This is a genomic window from Methyloversatilis discipulorum (assembly GCF_018780585.1).
GTDB classification, from domain to species: domain Bacteria; phylum Pseudomonadota; class Gammaproteobacteria; order Burkholderiales; family Rhodocyclaceae; genus Methyloversatilis; species Methyloversatilis discipulorum_B.
In genome coordinates this window covers 1-17,677 of the sequence record NZ_JADMJL010000049.1, presented here as the reverse complement: position 1 = coordinate 17,677, position 17,677 = coordinate 1, and the positions used below count along the sequence as shown (strand labels likewise).

18 protein-coding genes and 1 tRNA gene are annotated in these 17,677 nt (G+C 67.0%); 8 read left to right on the top strand and 11 right to left on the bottom strand.

Annotated features, from left to right (window positions below; translation table 11 throughout):
- Positions 1 to 146: 146 nt before the first annotated feature.
- Positions 147 to 236, bottom strand: a tRNA-Ser gene (locus tag IV112_RS18475).
- A 140-nt stretch (positions 237 to 376) separates the two neighbouring features.
- On the opposite strand from IV112_RS18475, the gene IV112_RS18470 reads away from it, so the two are divergent.
- Positions 377 to 1,066, top strand: a complete 690-nt coding sequence (locus tag IV112_RS18470) for a Bax inhibitor-1/YccA family protein (RefSeq protein ID WP_304005979.1) — start codon at positions 377 to 379, stop codon at positions 1,064 to 1,066.
- 105 nt (positions 1,067 to 1,171) lie between these two features.
- On the opposite strand, the gene rlmD is transcribed toward IV112_RS18470, so the two are convergent.
- Positions 1,172 to 2,494, bottom strand: coding sequence for a 23S rRNA (uracil(1939)-C(5))-methyltransferase RlmD (rlmD, locus tag IV112_RS18465; RefSeq protein WP_304005976.1), 1,323 nt, complete (start codon positions 2,492 to 2,494; stop codon positions 1,172 to 1,174).
- An 81-nt stretch (positions 2,495 to 2,575) separates the two neighbouring features.
- Between rlmD and IV112_RS18460 the strand changes: the two genes are divergently transcribed.
- Both IV112_RS18460 and IV112_RS18455 read left to right on the top strand, forming a co-directional pair.
- Positions 2,576 to 3,703 carry a cupin domain-containing protein gene (locus IV112_RS18460; protein WP_304005975.1) on the top strand — a complete coding sequence of 376 codons (1,128 nt, stop codon included), beginning with the start codon at positions 2,576 to 2,578 and terminating at the stop codon, positions 3,701 to 3,703.
- Positions 3,696 to 4,184: a hypothetical protein gene (locus tag IV112_RS18455; protein ID WP_304005973.1), complete on the top strand. Its 489-nt coding sequence runs from the start codon at positions 3,696 to 3,698 to the stop codon at positions 4,182 to 4,184. The genes IV112_RS18460 and IV112_RS18455 overlap by 8 nt, the downstream gene beginning before the upstream one ends.
- 511 nt (positions 4,185 to 4,695) lie before the next feature.
- On the opposite strand, the gene ccmI is transcribed toward IV112_RS18455, so the two are convergent.
- The 9 genes from ccmI to ccmA all read right to left on the bottom strand — a co-directional run bounded on the left by ccmI (position 4,696) and on the right by ccmA (position 11,458).
- Positions 4,696 to 5,541: a c-type cytochrome biogenesis protein CcmI gene (gene ccmI, locus IV112_RS18450; protein ID WP_304005971.1), complete on the bottom strand. Its 846-nt coding sequence runs from the start codon at positions 5,539 to 5,541 to the stop codon at positions 4,696 to 4,698.
- Positions 5,538 to 6,011, bottom strand: a complete 474-nt coding sequence (locus tag IV112_RS18445) for a cytochrome c-type biogenesis protein (protein ID WP_304005969.1) — start codon at positions 6,009 to 6,011, stop codon at positions 5,538 to 5,540. Before IV112_RS18445 ends, ccmI begins: the two co-directional genes overlap by 4 nt.
- A gap of 1 nt (position 6,012) precedes the next feature.
- Positions 6,013 to 6,540 carry a DsbE family thiol:disulfide interchange protein gene (locus tag IV112_RS18440; protein ID WP_020164244.1) on the bottom strand — a complete coding sequence of 176 codons (528 nt, stop codon included), beginning with the start codon at positions 6,538 to 6,540 and terminating at the stop codon, positions 6,013 to 6,015.
- A complete protein-coding gene (locus IV112_RS18435; protein ID WP_304005966.1) occupies positions 6,537 to 8,540 on the bottom strand; it encodes a heme lyase CcmF/NrfE family subunit in 2,004 nt (667 codons plus the stop codon). The genes IV112_RS18440 and IV112_RS18435 overlap by 4 nt, the downstream gene beginning before the upstream one ends.
- A 63-nt stretch (positions 8,541 to 8,603) precedes the next feature.
- Positions 8,604 to 9,050, bottom strand: coding sequence for a cytochrome c maturation protein CcmE (ccmE, locus tag IV112_RS18430; protein WP_304005964.1), 447 nt, complete (start codon positions 9,048 to 9,050; stop codon positions 8,604 to 8,606).
- Complete coding sequence (gene ccmD, locus IV112_RS18425; protein WP_304005962.1) at positions 9,047 to 9,244, bottom strand: heme exporter protein CcmD; 198 nt, start codon at positions 9,242 to 9,244, stop codon at positions 9,047 to 9,049. The genes ccmE and ccmD overlap by 4 nt, the downstream gene beginning before the upstream one ends.
- Complete coding sequence (gene ccmC / locus IV112_RS18420) at positions 9,241 to 10,029, bottom strand: heme ABC transporter permease CcmC (RefSeq protein ID WP_304005961.1); 789 nt, start codon at positions 10,027 to 10,029, stop codon at positions 9,241 to 9,243. Before ccmC ends, ccmD begins: the two co-directional genes overlap by 4 nt.
- Positions 10,030 to 10,145: 116 nt before the next feature.
- Positions 10,146 to 10,814, bottom strand: a complete 669-nt coding sequence (gene ccmB / locus IV112_RS18415) for a heme exporter protein CcmB (RefSeq protein ID WP_304005959.1) — start codon at positions 10,812 to 10,814, stop codon at positions 10,146 to 10,148.
- Positions 10,808 to 11,458, bottom strand: a complete 651-nt coding sequence (ccmA, locus tag IV112_RS18410; RefSeq protein WP_304005957.1) for a cytochrome c biogenesis heme-transporting ATPase CcmA — start codon at positions 11,456 to 11,458, stop codon at positions 10,808 to 10,810. Before ccmA ends, ccmB begins: the two co-directional genes overlap by 7 nt.
- 433 nt (positions 11,459 to 11,891) lie before the next feature.
- On the opposite strand from ccmA, the gene IV112_RS18405 reads away from it, so the two are divergent.
- The 5 genes from IV112_RS18405 to IV112_RS18385 all read left to right on the top strand — a co-directional run bounded on the left by IV112_RS18405 (position 11,892) and on the right by IV112_RS18385 (position 17,550).
- Entirely contained in the window at positions 11,892 to 13,319 is a 1,428-nt protein-coding gene (locus tag IV112_RS18405) for a sensor histidine kinase (protein ID WP_304005955.1), read from the top strand.
- Entirely contained in the window at positions 13,316 to 14,722 is a 1,407-nt protein-coding gene (locus IV112_RS18400; RefSeq protein WP_304005952.1) for a sigma-54-dependent transcriptional regulator, read from the top strand. Before IV112_RS18405 ends, IV112_RS18400 begins: the two co-directional genes overlap by 4 nt.
- 138 nt (positions 14,723 to 14,860) lie before the next feature.
- Entirely contained in the window at positions 14,861 to 16,024 is a 1,164-nt protein-coding gene (locus tag IV112_RS18395; protein WP_304005950.1) for a sensor histidine kinase, read from the top strand.
- Positions 16,021 to 16,662 carry a response regulator transcription factor gene (locus IV112_RS18390; RefSeq protein ID WP_304005948.1) on the top strand — a complete coding sequence of 214 codons (642 nt, stop codon included), beginning with the start codon at positions 16,021 to 16,023 and terminating at the stop codon, positions 16,660 to 16,662. Before IV112_RS18395 ends, IV112_RS18390 begins: the two co-directional genes overlap by 4 nt.
- Positions 16,663 to 16,785: 123 nt before the next feature.
- Positions 16,786 to 17,550, top strand: coding sequence for a TIGR01458 family HAD-type hydrolase (locus IV112_RS18385; RefSeq protein ID WP_304005946.1), 765 nt, complete (start codon positions 16,786 to 16,788; stop codon positions 17,548 to 17,550).
- The last annotated feature ends 127 nt before the right edge of the window (positions 17,551 to 17,677 follow it).

The window sequence follows — 17,677 nt, the reverse complement described above, 5'->3', positions numbered from 1 at the left end:
CTAGGTGGCTTTTGTGGTCGCGCTTACGCTCTACTCGCGCTCCCCATTTTTACGGGTGGCTACTTCACCCGCGAAACTGCTGAGCTGTCTACTGCATATCTCGCGCTTCGCACGCTGGCAGGTGCTTCGTAAGCGCTAGCTTCTAGTGGCGGAAGCGGTGAGATTCGAACTCACGAACGCCTTGCGACGTTGCCGGTTTTCAAGACCGGTGCATTCAACCACTCTGCCACGCTTCCTGGATGCCGCCTGTCATGCGCACAATGGCGTCAGACAAGGGTTACGGATGAGGCGCGCAGTCTAGCATGATGAGCAGCGTTGAAACTTCGCACCCTGTGCGATAGTCTTTAGAACACTAATCATCCTTCGGGAGACCTTGATGCAACCGCAATTCCAGAGCATGCAGACCACCGGTTCGCTGTCCGCCGGCCAGAACCGCGTGCTGCGCAACACCTACATGATGCTGGCGGTTTCCATGGTGCCGACGCTGCTTGGCGCCCTGGTCGGCATACAGATGCGCTTCAGCTTCTTCTCCGGCAGCCCGCTCATTTCCTTCCTGCTCTTCCTCGGCATCGCCTGGGGCTTCATGTGGGGGATCGAGAAGAACAAGAACAGCGGCCTCGGGGTCGCCCTGCTGCTCGGCTTCACCTTCTTCATGGGGCTGATGCTGAGCCGCATCCTGCAGGTGGCGCTGGGCTTCTCGAATGGCGGTTCCATCATCGCCATGGCCGCCGGCGGTACCGCAGTCACCTTCCTCGTGCTGTCGTCGGTCGCAGCGACCACCAAGCGCGATTTCTCGAACATGGGCAGCTTCCTGATGATCGGCATGGTCGTCATCCTGCTGGCCATCGTCGCCAACATCTTCCTGCAGATGCCCGGCCTTCAACTGGCGATCTCGGCCGCCATCGTGCTGATCTCGGCCGCCTGGATGCTGTATGACATCCAGCGCATCGTGCGCGGCGGCGAAACCAACTACGTGTCGGCGTCGCTGTCGGTGTATCTGAACCTGTACAACATGTTCATCAGCCTGCTGCACCTGCTGATGGCACTGACCGGTCAGCGCGACTGATCACTGCCTGAGCTGAAAGAAGGCCCCGGGGCTCGCGCCTCCGGGGCCTTTTCTTTTGCGTCGGACGCGAATCGCACCCGACGCCCGCACCGTCCGGCCGAGGCCTCAGGCACGCTCGATCAGCGCGATCGATTCGACGTGCGAGGTCTGCGGGAACATGTTGGCGATGCCGGCGCCGCGCAGGCGGTAGCCCTTCTGCACGATGAGCACTTCGAGGTCGCGCGCCAGCGTGGCCGGGTTGCACGACACGTAGACGATGCGCGACGGTGCCGCGTCGTCGGCCGAGTGCGGCAGCGACTTCACCAGTTCCATCGCGCCCTCGCGCGGCGGATCGATCAGCATCTTGTCGAAGCGGCCGAGCGCGGCGTACGACTCCGGCGTGATTTCGAACAGATTGGCGACCGCAAAGCTCGACCGCTCCGCCAGCCCATTCGCCGCCGCATTGCGTGCAGCGCGCTTGACCAGCGCATCGGCACCCTCGATACCGACCACGTCGGCACCGAGCGAAGCGATCGGCAGCGAAAAATTGCCCAAGCCACAGAACATGTCGGCGATGCGCTCGCCTTTTTGCGGTGCCAGCAGCGACATCGCGCGACGCAGCAGCGAGCGGTTGATGCCGTGGTTCACCTGGGTGAACTCGGTCGGCGCAAACGCGAGCTTCACGCCGAAATCCGGCAGCGAGTAGGCCAGTTCGGGCATCGGGATCGGCCAGAACGGCAGCACCGTGTCCGGGCCGCCCGGCTGAACATAGATGTGCAGCGCATGCGTCTCGGCAAAGGCACGCAGAGCGGCTTCGTCCTCGGCCGTCATCTTTTCGAGGATGCGGAACACCAGCACCGTCATCTGTTCTTCGCGCTCGCCGCCGATGGCGATCTCGATCTGCGGCAGGCGGTCGCGCAGCGAGAAACCATCGATCAGCGCGCGCAGCGGCAGCAGCAAGGCCGACACATGCGGCGGCAGCACCTCACAGGAATCCATGTCGGCCACGTAGCTGGATTTCTTCTCGCGGAAGCCCACCAGCACGCCGCCCTTGCGCGGCACATAGCGCACCGACAGCCGCGCCCGGTAGCGATAGCCCCAGCCCGGCCCGACCAGCGGCGCGAACACGGTCTCGGGCTTCACCCGGCCGACGTGCCACAGCGCGTCCTCAAGCACACGCTGCTTGGCGGATGCCTGCGCGGCGACATCGAGATGCTGCATGCTGCAGCCGCCGCAATTGCCGAAATGACGGCAGCGCGGCGTCACCCGCTGCGGGCTCGGACGCACGATGCGGCTGATCTGCGCCAGTTCGTAGGACGCCTTCTTGCGGTAGGGAGAGAAATCGATGGTTTCGCCCGGCAAGGCGCCATCGACGAAGATGACCTTGCCTTCGTGGTGAGTGACGCCGCGACCTTCGTGGTCCAGCGATTCGATACGGGCGACCGGCATGACGTGTCCTGCGAGAGCGAAAGGGCGCGATTTTACCTGCTGCGTGCGCCGCGGCCGCGCCATCGCGGATAATCCGCACCCATGGACAAGACACTGCTCGGCGGGCTCAGCCCGCGTACCTTCCTGCGCGACTACTGGCAGAAGAAGCCGCTGCTCATCCGCGGCGCCATCCCCGGCTTCAACGGCCTGCTGCCGCGCGAACAATTGCTCGATCTCGCGCGCGACGAAGATGTCGAATCGCGTTTCATCGCGCACGACGGCCGCAACTGGGAAATGGCGCGCGGCCCGCTGCCCGCATCGCTGATCCGGCGACCGAAAACGAAGCCGTGGACCGTTCTGGTGCAGGGCCTGAACATGCTGCTGCCGGACGCCGACGCACTGATGCGCAGTTTCAGCTTCGTGCCCTACGCGCGGCTGGACGACGTGATGGTGAGCTACGCCACCGATGGCGGCGGTGTCGGCCCGCACTTCGATTCCTACGACGTGTTCCTACTGCAGGGCACCGGTCGCCGCCGCTGGCAGATCAGCGAACAGACCGACCTCACGCTGGTCGAGGACGCACCTCTGCGCATCCTGAAGAATTTCGTGCCCGAACAGGAGTGGGTACTGGAGCCGGGCGACATGCTCTACCTGCCGCCCAAGTGCGCGCACAACGGCATCGCCGAAGGCGAATGCACCACCTACTCGATCGGCTTCCGCACGCCGTCGATGCAGGAACTGGCGACCGGCTTCCTCGACTACCTGCGCGACGAAGTCTGCATGCCCGGCATGTACGCCGACCCGGATCTAGCGCTGCAGGCCGATCCGGCGCAACTGCCCGCGGCGATGATAGACAGGGTCGAGGCGGTGCTGAACACCATCAAGTGGTCGCGCAAGGACGTCGAAGCCTTCCTCGGCGGCTATCTGAGCGAACCGAAGCCGCACGTGTTCTTCGATCCGCCGGATGATCCGTTGACGCCGAAGCGCTTTGCGCAGCAGGTGTCGAAGCACGGCGTGCGACTGGACGGCCGGACGCTGCTGCTGCGCAGTGGCCGCCAGTTCTGGATCAACGGCGAACCGGTGGAACTGCCCCCCGGCAGTACCGACACCCTGCGCGAGCTTGCCAGCGCCCGCAGCGTCGCCCGGATCGCCGACCACGAAGGCACGCTTGACCTGCTCTACGACTGGTATTGCGACGGCTTCCTGCACAGCGGAGCGGTCATTGACTGAGTCGACGGGTGTCTTCCGTTTCGACGATCGCGCCGGCTATCAGGCGGCGATCGGCGCACTGATCGCGCAGATCGACCGCTCGCTCGACATCTTCGACATCGATCTGCGCGACACTGCGCTCGATTCGCGCCTCGCGGTCGAGGCACTCACCCGGGCCCTCGCACAGTCGCCGCGGGCCGAGGTGCGCATCGTGCTGCACGACGCCGGACCGCTGCAGCACCACATGCCCCGTCTGTGGGCGCTGTGCGCCGCACAATCACACCGCCTGCATATCCGTCAGTTGCCGCGCACGCTGCGGCATCTGAGCGAAACCTTCATGCTGAACGGCTCGGCTGGCGCGGTGATCCGGACTCACCACGCGCACTGGCGGGGCAAGCACGTGCGCGCCGATGCCACCGAGATCGCCGGCTACAGTGGTCGATTCGCCGAGATCTGGGACAGTTGTTCATGTTGCATAAGCACAACAAAGCTTGGCTTGTAAAACCTTGTTTCCAGCGCTGCAACTTGATCCGTGACGCTCGTGCTACTATTTTGGGCTGATCGAGGTCGCTAGCTCGATCGGGTGTTGTACCGAATTCACGTTGTAGCCAACAGCCAAGGAAATCAAAATGCAAAAGTCCCTCCTCCTCGCCGCCATCCTCGCCGCTGCCCTGGCCGCTTGCTCGAAGCCGGAAGAAGCCCCGGCTCCGGCCGCCGAACCCGCTCCGGCTGCTGCCCCGGCCGCTCCGGCTGACGCTGCTCCGGCTGCTCCGGCTGATGCTGCTCCGGCCGCTCCGGCTGACGCTGCCCCGGCTGCTCCGGCTGACGCTGCTCCGGCCGCTCCGGCTGACGCTGCTGCTCCGGCTGCCCCGGCTGAAGAAAAGAAGTAATCCTTCTTCCGCGAGCATGAAAAAAGCCGGCGCAAGCCGGCTTTTTTCTTTTGTGCTTCCGTAATCGCAAGACCTTTTTCCGCATCGCCGCAGCGTTCGCCGCGGCAAGCGCTACCCGCTCACCTACTTCGCCGCAGCACCCGCGGCAGCCTCTCCCATGCTTTCCTTGATGGGCTCGATCAACGGAGAATCCGCCGGCAGCAGTTTCAGCAAACGCTCCCAATGCACACGTGCGGCGGCAGCGTCACCCCGCTGCATCGCTGCACTTCCGGCCAGCGCCAGAGCCTTGACGTTGTCCGGGTCCAGTTCGAGCGCCCTCTTAAGCATCTGCTCGGGTTCGCCGGCCAGATTGCGCCCCTGCTTCATGGCGACCGCGTCCGCATAATCGGTCCACACCTGGGCGTCGCCGTCGACGATCTTCACCAGTCTGGAATAGGCGTCGGCAGCTTCGTCGAAGCGCCCCATCGCAAAGTACGAACGCGCCAGCATCGACCAGCCCTCGGCGTTGTCCGGCTCCGCCTTCATCCGCTCGGCAAGTCGCGCAACCATGGCCTGTATCTGTTCCGGCGTCACCTCGCCCTCGGCCTGCGGCGGACTGCTGCGTGGTGCATCGATGGCCTGCGGGTGACCGAGCGCCAGATACACCGGAACAGCGATCACCGGCACCATCAGCGCCGACACGATGGCCACCCAGCGGCCGCTGCCCTTCGCTGAAGGCGACTTTGCCGCACCGGCCTCGTCGAGCACCCGGCGCTCCAGTTCGGCGCAGGAAATGCGGTATTGCGCGTCGTCGATCAGGCCGGCCGCCAGATCACGGTCCAGTTCCGCCAGCGCATCGCGGTGGATGGCAAGCGTCAGCGCGCGCTGCGCGTCCGCCGGTTGAGTGCTGCGGCCGCGCAGCAGCGGCAGGACGACAAAAGCCAGCGCGACGGCAAGCATCGCCGCCGCGCCCATCATGAATGTGGTCAAACCTTGTTCTCCTCGCCGGCGAGCAGCGCGCGGGCGCGCTCGTGTTCATCGGCGCTCAGTGTGTTGGCGACTGCAGCCCGCTCGGCACGGCTGCGCAGGCGGCGCAGCAGCAGCACGACGACGATCAGCAGCAACGCAAAGGGGCCGCCCCACAGCAGCACGGTGGTGGCTTTCAGCGGCGGACGGTAGAGCACGAAATCGCCGTAGCGCTCGACCATGAAGTCCTTGATCTCGCCGTCGCTGCGGCCGGCGGCGATCTGCTCGCGCAACTGCTTCTTCAGATCCATCGCCAGATCCGCGTGCGAGTCGGCGATGTTCTGGTTCTGACAGACCAGGCAGCGCAGTTCCTCGCCCAGCTTCTGAACCCGCGCCTCGACCGCCGGGTCGTCGGCCAGCGGTTTTGCCTCTTCGGCGTGCAGCACGGAAAACGGCAGCATCAATGCTGCCAGCAACACCATCAAACGTCGCATGTCAGGATGCCTCGAGCTGCTTGACGCGCGGCAGGATGTCGTCGCGCAGCAGTTGCGGCGTCAGCGGGCCGGTGTGCTTGTAGCGAATGACGCCAGTCTTGTCGACGATGAAGGTTTCCGGCGTGCCATAGACGCCGAAATCGATGGCCACACGGCCGTCGCGGTCGTGCGCCGACAGCAGGTAGGGGTCGCCGTGCTCGGCCAGCCACTTCATGCCGGCGTCGCGCTCGTCCTTGTAGTGCAGGCCGACCATGGGCACCAGCCCGGTCTTCGCCAGCTCGACCAGCAGCGGATGCTCCTGGCGACAGGACACGCACCACGACGCCCACACGTTCACCAGCCACACCTTGCCCTTCATGTCGGCCGGCGAGAAGGTCTTGTCGGGCGCCGCCAGCTGGGGGATGGAGAAGGCCGGCACAGCCTTGCCGATCAGCGGACTCGGCACCTCGCGCGGGTTCAGGTAGAGGCCGGCGAACAGGAAACCCGCCAGCACCAGGAAAAGGCCCAGCGGCCACAGATAGCGTTTCATGCGTGCTGCTCCCGGACCGGCGTCGCCACACCGTCGCGCGCGCCCTGTTTCGCGTCGCGCTGGGCGAGCTTGCGGTAACGGCGATCGGCGGCGGCGATGATGCCGCCCAGTGCCATGATGAGGGCACCCACCCAGATCCAGTTCACGAAGGGCTTGTAGAAGATGCGGACGATCCAGGCCTGGCCATCGGGCAGCGGCTCGCCCATCGACACATAGACGTCGCGGGTGAAACCGGAATCGATGGCCGCTTCGGTCATCGGCATCTGCGACACGCGGTACATGCGTTTCTCCGGGTGCATCATCGCCACCGGCCTGCCGTCGCGCGTCACTTCGATGCGGCCGCGGGCGGCGTCGTAGTTCGGACCCGCGTGCTCGAAGGCGCCGTGGAACTTGAAGGTGTAGCCGGCCAGCGTCGCCGTCTGGCCGGGCGCCATCTTGAGGTCGGCGTTCTGCTCAAAGCCCTTGACCAGCGTGATGCCGACGATGCTTACCGCCACCCCGAGGTGGGCCAGCCACATGCCCCACCAGCCGCCGGGCAGCGCGCGGGCGCGGGCCATCCAGCTGCCGTCGCCGTTGCGACCGCGCAGACGCTCGACCAGATGCTGCACGCTGGTGGCAGCGATCCACACGACGGTGAAGGCGCCCAGGCCCAGCATAGGCGTGTAGTGCCCGGTCGCCACCATCATCACCAGCGTGGCGACGACGCTGACCGCGAACGCCCAGCGCAGGCGCAGCACCAGCCCCGGCGCTTCGTCCTTCTTCCAGCGCACGAAGGGCCCAATGGCCATCAGGAACAGCACCGGCGTCATCAGCGGCACGAAGACTGCATCGAAGTAAGGCGCGCCGACCGAAATCTTGCCCATGCCCAGCGCGTCGAGGAACAGCGGGTAGAGCGTGCCGAGCAACACCGCCGACGTGGCGACCGCCAGCAGCACGTTGTTGGCGAGCAGCGAGGTTTCGCGCGACAGCAGCGCGAAGCCGCCACCCAGCCCGACCGACGGCGCACGGATCGCGAACAACAGCAGCGAGCCGCCGATCACGAACACCAGCAGCGCGAGGATGAACACACCGCGTTCCGGATCGGTGGCAAAGGCGTGCACCGAGGTCAGCACCCCGGAGCGAACGAGGAAAGTGCCGAGCAGCGACAGCGAGAAGGCGGCGATGGCCAGCAGCACGGTCCAGCTTTTGAAGGCGCCACGCTTCTCCGTCACCGCCAGCGAATGTATCAGCGCGGTGCCGACCAGCCAGGGCATGAAGGACGCGTTCTCGACCGGGTCCCAGAACCACCAGCCGCCCCAGCCCAGTTCGTAGTAGGCCCAGTAGCTGCCGAGCGCGATGCCCAGCGTCAGGAACATCCAGGCCACCGTGGTCCACGGGCGCGACCAGCGCGCCCAGGCGGCGTCGAGCCGGCCGCCGATCAGCGCAGCGATGGCGAAGGCGAAAGCGACCGAAAAGCCGACGTAGCCCATGTAGAGCATGGGCGGGTGGAAGATCATGCCCGGGTCCTGCAGCAGCGGATTCAGGTCGCGGCCGTCGGCGGCCGCCGGCAGCAGGCGGTCGAAGGGGTTGGAACTGGCCAGCATGAAGGCGAGGAAGCCCACGCCGACCCAGCCCAGCACGGCCAGCACGCGCGCCACCATGTCCGGCGGCAGACGGCGCGAAAACACGCTGACCGCCAGCGCCCACAGCGCCAGCATGAAGGTCCATAGCAGCAGCGAACCTTCGTGACTGCCCCAGGCGGCGGCGACACGGTACTCGAGCGGCAGCGTCGAGTTCGAATTGGTGGCGACGTTCAGCACCGAAAAGTCGTTCAGCACGAAGGACTGGATCTGGCAGAACAAGGCGAAGGCGACGAACACGAACACGCCCTGCGTCAGCGGTCGCGCGACCGCCATCAGCCGCGCGTCGCCGCGCTGCGCACCGACCAGCGGAACGACGCCCAGCAGCACCGACAGCGCCAGCGCGATCGACAGCGAAAAATTGCCCAGTTCGGGAAACATGATGGCTCCTGCCCGTGAAACGTGGTGCTCCGGCCCGAAGCGCCGGAGCGGAGTGGATGCGGCTTACTGAACGACCGTGCTCTGCGCCTTCTTCGCCTGTTCCAGTGCGTGCGCGGCTTCAGGCGGCATGTAGTTCTCGTCGTGCTTGGCCAGCACCTCGCTGGCGGCGAACACGCCGTCCTCGCCAAGCTTGCCCTGGGCGACCACGCCCTTGCCTTCCTTGAACAGGTCCGGCAGCGCGCCCTTGTAGGTGACGGTGATGGTGTTGGCGGTGTCGGTGACGATGAAACGGACCGACGTACCGTCGGCGCCGCGCTCCAGGCTGCCGTCCTGAACCATGCCGCCGATGCGGAAGGTGCGGCCCTGCGGCGCTTCCTTCGCCGCGACCTGGGTCGGGCTGAAGAAGAACACCATGTTGTCGCTGAAGGTATTCAGCACCAGCGTGACCGCGCCGACCAGCAGCGCGATGCCGGCAGCGACCAGTGCGAAACGTTTGTGGCGGGGTTTCATGCGCGGCCCCGCTTGTCGGCGTCGATGCGCTCCAGCGCGACGTCGCGCCGGGCCTGCGCACGCGCCTTCGTCATGCGGCGGGACAGCGCGAACAGTTCGGCTGCAATGACCGCAGCAGTCACGCCGTAGGAACCCCAGACGAAGAAGCCGTAGCCGCCCATCGCCCAGAAATGGCTGGCGCTTTCCCAGTTCATGTCTTGCTGTCTCCGTTGCTGGCGAGCTGGCGCACCCAGTCGGTGTTCCGCTCGCGTTCGATCATGATGGCGCGCACGCGCACCAGCGCCGCGCCTATCGTGTAGGCCCAGGCCGCCAGCGCCATCACCAGCATGCCGGTCAGCATGGTGGTGGCCATGGTCGGCGCAGCCGTCAGGCTTACAGACGCGCCCTGATGCAGCGTGTTCCACCATTTCACCGAAAAATAGATGATGGGCACGTTCACTGCGCCGACGATGGCGATCAGCGCGCCGGCGCGATCGGCCCGGCGCGGGTCGTCGATGGCTGCCTGCAGGGCCATGTAGCCGCAGTAGAGGAAGAACAGGATCAGTTCGGACGTGAGCCGTGCGTCCCAGACCCAGTAGGTGCCCCAGGTCGGCTTGCCCCACAGCGCGCCGGTCCACAGCGCGACGAAAGCCCACATCGCACCGGTCGGCGCCAGCGCCGACGACATCATGAAGGACAGGCGCGTGTTGAATACCAGGCCGACTGCGCACCAGAAGGCCATCGCCAGATAGACCACCATGGACATCCAGGCCGCCGGCACGTGGATGAAAATGATGCGGTAGCTGTCGCCCTGTGTCGCGTCGGTCGGCGCGACGAAGAAGCCGATGTAAAGGCCGGCGAGCGTCAGCACCACGGCGGCGATCCAGCTCGGCCACAGCAGCTTTCCGGCGAGCGGAAAGAAGGTCTGCGGGCTGGCGTAATGGAAGAAGTTGAAGCCGGACGACGGCGCGCGCGCGGCGGAAGACTGTGATTCGGACATCAACGAAGCGGCTAGCCCAGGTTCTGATTACTCGGTGTGCGCAGATACAACGCGCGTGTCTCGGCGGGGGCCGACGGCAAAACCGCAAGTTTAACCGAGTGCGGTTTGGCCCCCTATCAATCTTGGGCGATGCGCAATGCAGCAGCGCTCGCCAGCGGCGCTACCGCCAGCGCCACCAGCAGGCAGGCACCGAGCAAGGCCAGGTGCGGGGCGATGCCCAGACCCGCGCGCCAGGCGTCGATCGCCCCCGCGCCGAAGATCAGCACCGGCACGTACAGCGGCAGCACCAGCAGCGCGATCAGCGCGCCGCCACCGCGCAGGCCCAGCGTCAGCGATGCGCCGACGGCGCCGAGCAGCGACAGCGTCGGCGTGCCGATCAGCAGCGTCGCGCAGACGATGAGCGTCTCGTCCGGCGTCAGGCTGAACTGCAGCGCGATCAGCGGCGCGATCAGCACCAGCGGCAATCCGGTCAGCAACCAGTAGGCGCACACCTTGGCCAGCACGATCACTGCCAGCGGCTCCACGGACAGCAACATCTGCTCGAGGGTTCCGTCCGCCTCGTCCGCCTCGAACAGCCGGCTCACCGACAGCAGCGTGGCAAGCAGCGCCGCCACCCACATGACCCCGGCCGCGATGTGCGAAAGCTGGTCCGGTTCCGGCCCGACGCCGAGCGGAAACAGGCTGGTCACCAGCAGGAAGAAGCCGAGCGCAGTCAGCACGTCGGAACGGCGGCGCCAGGCCAGCAGCAGGTCGCGACGCAGCACGGCGGCGAACACGCTCAGCATGAGTAATCGTCCAGATTGAGCAGCGCGCGGCGCGGCACGTCGATATCCACCGGCTGGTGCGTGGTGTAGATGACGGCGCCGCCGCGACGGATGTGCGCGGCCATCGCTTCGGCCAGCTGCGCCACCGCGCGCACGTCGAGCGCGGTGAAGGGCTCGTCCAGTATCCACAGCCGGGCGCGCGTGCCGCACAGCAGACGGGCCAGCGCAACGCGACGGCGCTGCCCCTGCGACAGGCTGCGCGCCGGCACGTCGAGGCGCGCGCCGAGGCCGATGTCGACCAGCGCGCGCAGCGCGGTGTCCTCGTCCATCGCTTCACCGGCGATGGCCGCGCTGGCACGCAGGTTCTCCAGCGGCGTGAAATCGTCCTTCACCGCGTTGCGGTGACCGAGATAGAGCAGCCCGGCGCGCCACTCGTCCTTCACCTTGCCCGCCGGTTGCCCGCACCAGCGCAGCTCACCCGATTCGGCTTCCGACAGCCCGCACAGGATGCGCAGCAGACTGGTCTTGCCGCTGCCGTTGGCGCCCGCCACGTGCAGCAGCTCGCCCTCACCCACGGCGAGGTCCAGCCCGGCGAACAGGCGTGCCGAGCCGCGCGTGCAGGCCAGTGCGTGCGTAGAAATCAGCGGAACAGCGGGATCGGCCATGCGGGAGGCGGGGTGCGGGGCGTTGAAAGGCGGCGAATTATCGCCGAATCCGCCAGGCGGCGTGCGGCGCAAAGAAAAACGGCTCGCGATTGCTCGCGAGCCGCCAAAAGAACCGGTGCTGTCCGCTAGGTCGACCGGCCTCCCCATTGCAAGCCTCGCCGCAGCAACGACCCGAGGAGCCTTCAAAATCGTCACTGCGAGGCTGGCACGGATTTCCTAGCAGGCGCTGTGCCACCTCTAGCGAAAAACGCAAAGCATTGATTTATTTATGCTTTACAACCCACCCCTCGTATGGACCGCCAGCGCTCGTTGCAACTTGCAGCGCGTGCACGCTCGCCCCTACGACCGCCTGCCGAAAGTCCACATGAAACAGGCGCTTGCGCGCATGTGGTCGCTGTTGAAATTCGCAACGCGACGTTGCAGCATGCAATTCATGAAACTGCTGCCCCGTTCCTTGCACGGCAAGATCCTGCTCGGCTACATCGTGCTCGGCGCGCTGTTCGTGCTGCTGGTGTTCGCCGCTCTCGAACAGGTGCGCCTGCTACTGTCGCGCGTCGACGACGAACACCACGTCACGCGCATGCACGACGTGGTACGCGAAGCGCGGCGCCTGGAAAAGAACTACCTGCTGTTCCGCAAGCCGTCCGAACTCAAGTCGGCGGTCGGCAAGGCGGAAGAGGCGCTCACGCTGATCGCCCGCGACCGCGCGTTGATGCAGCGCGCCGCGCCTGGCTTCGCGCTGGAGGACCTCGAACAGTCGCTGCACGACTGGCGCGACCTGCTCGACGACCGGCTGCAGCGCCGCATCCGCCCGACCGATCCGATCTCGCCACTGGAAGAGCGCATGACCGAGGTCGGCAAGCAGGCGTTCGAGGAGAGCGAGCGCCTGTCCGATCAGGCGCGCGAGGCGATGCGGCGCGCGCTGTCCGGCCAGGAATCGCAGCTGTACACGATCATGATCGCCGCCGTCGCGCTGGTGCTGGTGATCGGCCAGCTGGTGACGCGACGCGTGGTGGCACCGCTGCGCGAGGTCGAAAGCGATCTCGCGCGCATCGGCACCGGCAATCTTGCACGCCTGACGCCGCGCGACCGGGACGACGAGATCGCCGCCCTGGTCGCCGCCTTCAACCGCGCACTCGGCGACCTCGAAGAGCGCCAGCTCGCGGTGCTGCGCACGGCACGGCTGGCCTCGCTCGGCACCATGCTGTCCGGCGTCGCGCACGAGCTCAACAATCCGCTTTCGAACATTTCGCTGAATGCGCAGCTGCTGCTGGAAGAGCGCGACGTCTGCGACCCGGCGCAGATCAACGGTTTCGTCGAGCAGATCGACGACCAGGTGCAGCGCGCGCAGCGCATCGTGCGCACCCTGCTCGACTTCGCACGCGACAGCCGCTTCGCGCTGGTTCGGCAGCCGCTGCGGCCGCTGGTCGAGGAAACCGTCGCGCTGCTGCGCGCCGAGCGGCCGGACGCGGCCGACGCGGTGACACTGCAGATCGAGCCCGAACTGCACATCCACGCCGACGGCCAGCGCATTCAGCAGGCCCTGCTCAACCTGATCCGCAACGCGCTCGAAGCCTGCGTCGAGGCAGGCATCGCGCCACACATCACGGTGCGCGGCAGCGCGCGTGATGGCGGCACCGAAATTTCGGTGTGCGACAACGGCCCCGGCATTGAACCGCGCAACCTGCCGCGCGTGTTCGACCCCTTCTTCACCACGAAACCGGTCGGCAAGGGCTCGGGGCTTGGGCTTTTCGTGGTGCATGAAATCGCCGCCGAACACGGCGGCAAGGCAGGCATACACAACGAACCGGACGGCGGGACCTGCGTCACGCTCTGGATACCGGCGGAGGAGAAAGCATGAGCACTGCACATGTCCTGCTGGTCGACGACGAAGCGGTCGCGCGCGAGGGCCTGGCCACCGCGTTGCGCCGCGACGGCCTCGACGTCACCACCGCCGACAACGGCGACGCCGCGCTGGCGCTGCTGCGCCAGAACGATTACGAGGTGCTGCTGACCGACGTCAAGATGCCCGGCATGGACGGGCTGGAACTGCTGCGTCGCGCACGCGAGGCCTGGCCCGCGATGGAGGTGCTGGTGGTGACCGGCTTCGCCACAACCGAATCGGCGGTCGAGGCGATGCGCACCGGCGCCTTCTATTACGTATCCAAGCCCTTTCGCCTGGGCGAAGTGCGCAAGCTGGTGCGCGAGGCCGCCGACAAGGCGCAGCTGCGTGCCGAGAACCAGCGCCTGCGCCAGCTGGTCGAGCACGCCGCCGACGAACGCATCATCACGCGCGACGAAGGCATGCGCGCCATCCTCGACATCGCCCGCGGCGTGGCGCCGACCGACTGCAATGTGCTCATCGTCGGCGAAACCGGCACCGGCAAGGAACTGCTCGCCCGCCACGTGCATGCGCACAGCCGGCGCGCCAGCGGCCCCTTCGTCGCGATCAACTGCGGCGCGCTGAACGAGGAACTGCTGGCCAACGAACTGTTCGGCCATGAAAAGGGGGCCTACACCGGCGCCCAGCAGTCGCGCGGCGGTCTGGTCGAGGCGGCTCAGGGCGGCACGCTGTTTCTCGACGAGGTGACCGAAATGTCGGCGGCGATGCAGGTGAAGCTGCTGCGTCTGCTGCAGGAGCGCGAATACCTGCGCGTCGGCGGTACCGAGCCGGTCCGCGCCGACGTCCGCTTCCTCGCCGCCACCAACCGCGAGCCGCGCGCCGCGGTCGAGGCCGGCCAGTTCCGGCAGGACATCTACTTCCGCCTCAACGTGGTGACGCTGCAGCTGCCGCCGCTGCGCGACCGGCGCGACGACATTCCGCTGCTGGCCCAGCAGTTCGTGCGCCGCGCGGCGCAGGTCATGGGCAAGAAGGTCACCGCCATTGCGCCGCCGGCAATGCAGAAGCTGTGCGCCTACGACTACCCGGGCAATGTGCGCGAACTGGAGAACATCATCGAGCGCGGCGTCGCGCTGGCCGGCGGCACCATGCTGGCCGAGGAGGATCTGCCGCCCGGCCTCGGCACGCCGGCCGGCCACGCCGCCGGTCGCGGCAGCAACGAGGTGCGCACGCTGGAGGCGGTCGAGCGCAATCACATCCTCGACGTGCTGGCCGGCGTCGGCGGCAACCGCGCGCTGGCCGCCCGCCTGCTCGGCATCGACCGCGTATCGCTGTGGCGCAAGCTGCGCCGCTACGAAGAACAGGGCCTGATCGAAGCGGACGAGGCTGACGGCGCACTGCGCGTGCGCGACGTACCGGCCTGAGCGCACCAGAACGGGGCACGGCACCGGCGCCCGTCGGTCGCACCCCGCGCAAACCCGCGCCCCGCCGCGATATCGGCGTGGCGGGCGGCGTGGCACGCTTGATGCAAGGCAGCGGCACCCCTGTGCCGACGCAACGACGTGTTCGCCAATCTCCATCATCTTTCGCATCACGCCGCCTGGCGCCACCAGCTCGAAATGCTGCTCGAGTCCGCTGGCGAAGGCATCTATGGCGTGGACCAGAACGGCCGCTGCATCTTCATCAACCGCGCCGGCGCCGAGCTGATCGGTTTCGAGCCGGACGAAGTGCTCGGCCGCAACATGCACTACCTGATCCACCACGCACATTCCGACGGCCGCAACTACGACGTCCATGAGTGCCCGATCTTCCGCGCCTTCCAGGAAGGCCAGGGCGTGCGCATCGAGTCCGAGGTGCTGTGGCGACGCGACGGCAGCGCCTTCCCCGCCGAATACACCAGCTACCCGATCCGCGACGCCGGCCAGATCGTCGGCGCCGTCGTCACCTTCGCCGACATCACCGAACGCAAGCGCGCCGAGGCCGTGCTGCGCGCCAATCAGGTCGAACTGGAGCGCCGCGTGTCCGAGCGCACCGCCGCGCTGCAGGACGCCAACGCGCGGCTGCAGCAGTCGCACAGCGCCCTGCAGCGGCTGTCCGCCCACCTGCAGCAGGTGCGCGAAGACGAGCGCACGCACATCGCGCGCGAGGTACACGACGAACTGGGCGCCTCGCTGACCGCGCTGCAGTTCGACCTGAACTGGCTGCGCCCGCGACTCGCGCACGACGGTGCACTGGAGCGCAAGCTCGACGACATGATGGCGGTCACCCAGCAGGCGCTGGGCGCGGTGCGGCGGATACTGACCGACCTGCGTCCCGGCGTGCTCGACCACCTCGGCCTGTGGGCCGCGATCGAGTGGCAGCTGCAGGAAATGCAGTCGCGCCGCGGCCTGCGCTGCACGTTGACGCTGAACGACGCGGAGCCCGAACGGCGCCTTGGCCGCAGCGCCGAAATCGCCGTCTATCGCATCGTGCAGGAAGTGCTCACCAACGTCGCCCGGCACGCCGAGGCGAGCGCGGTGAATGTCGAAGTGACCGGCCAGGCCAGCGCGATCGAACTGTGCATCCGCGACAACGGCCGCGGCATGCAGGTGCCGGCGCAACCGACCTCCTTCGGCCTGCTCGGCATGTACGAGCGCGCCCGCGCACTCGGCGGCGAACTGCGTATCGACAGCACGCCGGGCGCCGGTACCACCGTGCATCTGCGGGTACCGGAGTCGACGCGATGAAGCCGGTGCGCGTGATCATCGTCGACGACCACCTAATGCTGCGCCGGGGCATCGCGCAGATCCTCGGCGAGAATCCGGCCATCGCCGTGGTCGGCGAAGCAGCGGGCGGACCCGATCTGATGCGCCTGCTGCGCGGCGACGGCGCCGACGTCGTGCTGCTCGACATCGCACTGAGCGACCGCGACGGCTTCGACGTGCTGAAGCAGCTGCGCGCCGAGTTTCCGAGGGTCGCCGTGCTGATGCTGTCGACCTACCCGGAATCGCAGTTCGGTGTGCGCGCACTGAAGAGTGGCGCCGCCGGCTATCTGAACAAGGGCTGCTCGCCGGAGCAGCTGTTCGACGCCATCGCCCGCGTCGCCGGCGGTCACCTCTTCGTCACGCCGGAACTGGCCGAACGCCTCGCCTTCGGCGTCCGCGCGGACACCCCCGCCAGCCCGCTCGACAGTCTGTCGAACCGCGAAATGCAGGTGCTGAAGCTGCTCGCCAGCGGTCACACGGTCGGTGATATCGCACGGGAACTGTCGCTGTCGGCGAATACCATCAGCACATACCGCGCGCGGCTGTTCGACAAACTCGACATCAAGAATCCGGTCGAACTGGTGAGCTTCGCCGCGCGGCATCAGCTGGTGGCCCTGTAGGCGCGGTCTTCTGGCCGCGACAGAGCCTGTAATCACGCGCAGGCTCCTTGACCTCCGCTGTGGTCGCGGTCAGAAGACCGCTCCTGCAAGGACGGCGCGCCGCATCGAACGAAGGAGAACGCCATGTCTCTGCCCGCAAACCCGAAAGCCCTGCTGATTGATCTGGCCGGTGTGCTGCACGTCGGCGACCAGATCATTCCCGGTTCGATCGAGGCGCTTGCGCGACTGCGCGCCGCCGGCTTCAGGCTCGTGTTCCTGACCAACACCACCCGCACGCCGCGGCGCACGCTGGTCGCGAAGATGCAGGCCCTGGGTCTGGACGTGCGCGACGAGGAACTGCTGACGGCCCCCGGCGCGACGATGAATCTCGTGCGCAGCCGCAGCCTGCATCCGCACTGGATCGTGCATCCGGACCTGCGCGACGAAGTCGGGCCCGACGCAGCCGAGCCGGACGCCATCGTGCTCGGTGACGCCGGCCACTGCTTCGACTACGCACAGCTCAACACCGCCTTCCGCCTCGTCATGCGCGGCCTGCCCTTCATCGCGATGGCGCGCAACCGTCACTTCAAGGAAGAGGACGGCCTGTCGCTCGACATGGGCGCCTTCGTCGCCGGCCTGGAATACAGCACCGGCGTGCAAGCCGAGATCGCCGGCAAGCCCGCCGCCCCCTTCTTCCAGGCCGCACTCGACACCGCTGGCGTGCGCGCAGAAGAAGCCATCATGATCGGCGACGACCTGCGCGACGACATCGGCGGCGCGCAAGCGGCCGGCATCGCCGGCGTGCTGGTGCGCACCGGCAAGTACGCGGCAGCGGACGAGCACCACCCGGACATCCACCCCGCGGCCATCGACAACGACTTTGCCAGCTTTGCCGCCCGCCTCTTGTAGACGGGCTGACCGCGGTGGGAGCAGCCTTGGCCGCGACGCGGCTGTCATGGGCCGCAGGCTTCGATCAAGCCAGCAATCGCGAGCAAGCTCGCTTGTATGTTCTGCCCTGGCAAGCGTAGGAATAGCT

Coding starts and splice junctions, on each gene's coding strand:
- ccmA (WP_304005957.1), bottom strand. CDS start 11,458: ATGGCCGATCCCGCTGTTCCGCTGATTTCTACGCACGCACTGGCCTGC.
- rlmD (WP_304005976.1), bottom strand. CDS start 2,494: ATGCCGGTCGCCCGTATCGAATCGCTGGACCACGAAGGTCGCGGCGTC.
- IV112_RS18460 (WP_304005975.1), top strand. CDS start 2,576: ATGGACAAGACACTGCTCGGCGGGCTCAGCCCGCGTACCTTCCTGCGC.
- IV112_RS18470 (WP_304005979.1), top strand. CDS start 377: ATGCAACCGCAATTCCAGAGCATGCAGACCACCGGTTCGCTGTCCGCC.
- IV112_RS18405 (WP_304005955.1), top strand. CDS start 11,892: ATGAAACTGCTGCCCCGTTCCTTGCACGGCAAGATCCTGCTCGGCTAC.
- IV112_RS18440 (WP_020164244.1), bottom strand. CDS start 6,540: ATGAAACGCTATCTGTGGCCGCTGGGCCTTTTCCTGGTGCTGGCGGGT.
- ccmC (WP_304005961.1), bottom strand. CDS start 10,029: ATGTCCGAATCACAGTCTTCCGCCGCGCGCGCGCCGTCGTCCGGCTTC.
- IV112_RS18400 (WP_304005952.1), top strand. CDS start 13,316: ATGAGCACTGCACATGTCCTGCTGGTCGACGACGAAGCGGTCGCGCGC.
- IV112_RS18435 (WP_304005966.1), bottom strand. CDS start 8,540: ATGTTTCCCGAACTGGGCAATTTTTCGCTGTCGATCGCGCTGGCGCTG.
- IV112_RS18445 (WP_304005969.1), bottom strand. CDS start 6,011: ATGCGACGTTTGATGGTGTTGCTGGCAGCATTGATGCTGCCGTTTTCC.
- ccmD (WP_304005962.1), bottom strand. CDS start 9,244: ATGAACTGGGAAAGCGCCAGCCATTTCTGGGCGATGGGCGGCTACGGC.
- IV112_RS18385 (WP_304005946.1), top strand. CDS start 16,786: ATGTCTCTGCCCGCAAACCCGAAAGCCCTGCTGATTGATCTGGCCGGT.
- ccmE (WP_304005964.1), bottom strand. CDS start 9,050: ATGAAACCCCGCCACAAACGTTTCGCACTGGTCGCTGCCGGCATCGCG.
- IV112_RS18390 (WP_304005948.1), top strand. CDS start 16,021: ATGAAGCCGGTGCGCGTGATCATCGTCGACGACCACCTAATGCTGCGC.
- ccmB (WP_304005959.1), bottom strand. CDS start 10,814: ATGCTGAGCGTGTTCGCCGCCGTGCTGCGTCGCGACCTGCTGCTGGCC.